The sequence below is a fragment of the Prevotella sp. CAG:592 genome, assembly GCF_000436015.1.
GTDB classification, from domain to species: Bacteria; Bacteroidota; Bacteroidia; order Bacteroidales; family Bacteroidaceae; genus Prevotella; species Prevotella pectinovora.
This window is the reverse complement of the sequence record NZ_FR892525.1, coordinates 1-3,257: the sequence shown is the minus strand read 5'-3', so window position 1 is coordinate 3,257 and position 3,257 is coordinate 1. Positions and strand designations below refer to the sequence as shown.

The window sequence follows — 3,257 nt, the reverse complement described above, 5'->3', positions numbered from 1 at the left end:
ACGGGGGAGAACGAGAGGGGGCTGAAGTTCAGTTGCAAAGTAACAACAAAAAAAACAGAAAGAACAAATTATTATCCTAAAATAAATATTATGAAATTAAAGTCAATGTTTGTAGCCTGTCTCGCCGTGTTTTCCATCGGCACACAGGCAAAAGATTACAAGTATGTGGCGGTGCCCGGCGACCCTATGCACGCCCGCATCTACACCCTCGACAACGGACTGAAGGTGTATCTCTCGGTGAACAGCGAAACACCGCGCATCCAGACCTACATCGCAGTGCGCACCGGCAGCAGGAACGACCCTGCCGAAACCACCGGACTCGCACACTATCTGGAGCACCTCATGTTTAAGGGAACATCAAAGTTCGGTACCGTAGACGCCGCCAAGGAGAAGCCATACCTCGACGACATCGAGCGCCGCTACGAGCACTACCGCAAGCTCACCGACCCGGCACAGCGCCGGCAGGCATACCACGAAATCGACAGCGTTTCGCAGATTGCCGCAAAGTATTTCATCCCTAACGAATACGACAAGCTCATGTCGTCAATCGGAGCCGAAGGCACCAACGCCTACACCAGCAACGACGTGACATGCTATGTGGAGAACATCCCCTCAAACGAGGTGGAAAACTGGCTCAAGGTGGAGAGCGACCGCTTCCAGAACATGGTGATACGCGGTTTCCACACAGAGCTCGAGGCTGTGTATGAGGAGTATAACATAGGACTGGCAAAGGACAACAACAAGCTCTGGAACTCGCTCCACAAGCTGCTCTATCCCACACACCCATACGGCACCCAGACCACTATCGGCACCCAGCAGCATCTGCAGAACCCTTCGATAACAAACATCAAGAACTACTTCCGCAGCTACTACGTGCCAAACAACGTGGCAATCTGTCTGGCTGGCGACTTCGACCCCGATGTGGTGATAGCACAGATAGACAAGTATTTCGGATCATGGAAGAAGAGCGACAACCTCTCGTTCCCCACCTACGCCCCCGTGGCTCCCATCACATCGCCACGCGACACCACAATCGTGGGACAGGAGGCATCGTGCATGATGCTGGGATGGAAGTTCGACAAGGCTGCATCGCTGCAGTCTGACACCCTCGACGTGATTTCTGAAATGCTCTCAAACGGCATGGCGGGAATCCTCGACCTCAACGTGAACCAGAAGATGAAATGCCAGTATTCCGCAGCATTCTGCAACGGAATGAACGAATACTCTGAGTTCATCCTCTTCGGCCAGCCGATGCCGGGACAGACTCTCGACAGCGTGCGCGACCTGCTCCTCGGTGAGCTCGCTAAGCTCAAGACAGGCGACTTCAGCGACGACCTGCTGCCATCGGTGGTAAACAACATGAAGCTCAACTACAACAACCAGCTCGAGAGCAACCAGTGGAGAGCAAACGAGTTCGTGCAGGCTTTCGTGAACGGAAAAGACTGGAACGACCACGTGACATATCTCGACCGCATCTCCCGGATGACCAAGCAGGACATCATGGCATTTGCCAGGAAACACTTCGCCGACAACTACGTGGCAGTGTACAAGAAGGAGGGTGTGGACAACACGCAGAAGAAGATAGACAAACCGCAGATCACCGCCATCCCGTCTAACCGCGACCTGCAGAGCCAGTTCGTTACAGAGATCATCAACTCTAAGGTGGAGCCTATCAAACCACGCTTCGTTGACTACGACAAAGACCTCACCAAGGCGCAGACAAAGAAGAAGCTCCCCGTGCTCTACGTGAAGAACAAGACCAACGACCTCTTCGTGCTCAGCTATCGCTACGACTTCGGCGAGGAGGCAAACAACATGCTCGCCTATGCTGCCGACTATCTCAGATATCTCGGCACTGACAAGATGACCGCCGAGCAGCTCAAGCAGGAGTTCTACAAGCTGGCATGCGACTACAGCATCAACGTGAATACCGAGAATATGAGCATCACCCTCAACGGTCTGAGCGAGAACATGCCGCAGGCGATGACTCTCTTCGAGAACTTCCTCCAGAACGCCAAGGTGGACAAGGAAGCCTTCGGCCGCTGGGTGGAGAGCAACCTCAAGGCGCGCCAGGATGCCAAGATGAACCAGAACCAGAACTTCAGGGCTCTCGCCAAATATGCCATGTATGGCCCATACAACACTCAGCGCAACATCCCAAGCAACGAACAGCTGAAGAACCTCGACCCGCAGAAGCTCATCGATATGCTCAAAGACCTGAAGAACTACAAGCACACCGTGCTCTACTACGGACCGATGGAGGTGAAGGACATGGCAAAGGTGGTGGACAAATACCACGCACTGCCCAAGAAATTCAGAGCCGAACCTGAGAGCCGCCCATACAAGATGGAGCTGACTCCTGCCAACGAGGTTGTGATTGCGCCATACAAGGCAAAGAACATCTACATGTATCAGTATCACAACGAGGGCAAGAAGTGGACACCTGAACACGAGGCGATGATAAACATGTTCAACGCATACTTCGGCGGCGGCATGAACACCGTGGTGTTCCAGGAGCTGCGCGAGAGCCGCGGACTGGCATACAGCGCATGGGCAAGTTATCTGACACCATACCGCCCGGCCGACTCGGAATTCTTCCTCACCAGCATCATCTCTCAGAACGACAAGATGACGGACTGTATCGCCACCTTCAACAGCATCATGAACAACGTGCCGCAGTCGCAGAAGGCATTCGAAATCGCCAAGCAGGCAGAAATGAAGCGCATCGAGGCAAGCCGCACCACTAAGCTCAACATCATCTACAGCTATCTCAACGCCAAGAAGCTGGGCTACGACTACAGTCTGCAGCAGAAGGTGTATAACGTGCTCCCGAAGATCACGCTGCAAGACCTCGTGAAGTTCGTCAACGAGAACATCGCCAACAAGCCTTTCCGCTACATCATCCTCGGCGACGAGAGCGACATCGACATGAAGTCGCTCGAGAAGATCGGACCGGTGAAGAAACTCTCTACAGAGGAAATCTTCGGATACTAAACCGGGGACAAGTAGACGAGATACGAGTAAATAAGTAAACTAGTAAACGAGTTACTAGTAGACGAGATACGAGTAGACAAGTAGACAATCAGACGGGCAGTCAAGCTGACAAGGATATTCCTTCGTCGGCTTGTCTGCCCGTCGTTTTATTAAGAGGACTTGTATTCATTATCAGACAAAAAACGGGATAAACCAAGATAGACCGGCAGCGCAGGAAAGTTGTTCTCTATTCGTAATACTGAGACGTGGGGGAAAAATAATTA

1 protein-coding gene is annotated in these 3,257 nt (G+C 52.5%); it reads left to right on the top strand.

Annotation, left to right across the window (positions count from 1 at the left end; all coding sequences use genetic code 11):
• The first annotated feature begins 90 nt into the window (after nucleotides 1-90).
• Nucleotides 91-2,994, top strand: a complete 2,904-nt coding sequence (locus QVO99_RS02775) for a M16 family metallopeptidase (RefSeq protein ID WP_022316065.1) — start codon at nucleotides 91-93, stop codon at nucleotides 2,992-2,994.
• The last annotated feature ends 263 nt before the right edge of the window (nucleotides 2,995-3,257 follow it).

Coding starts and splice junctions, on each gene's coding strand:
- QVO99_RS02775 (WP_022316065.1), top strand. CDS start 91: ATGAAATTAAAGTCAATGTTTGTAGCCTGTCTCGCCGTGTTTTCCATC.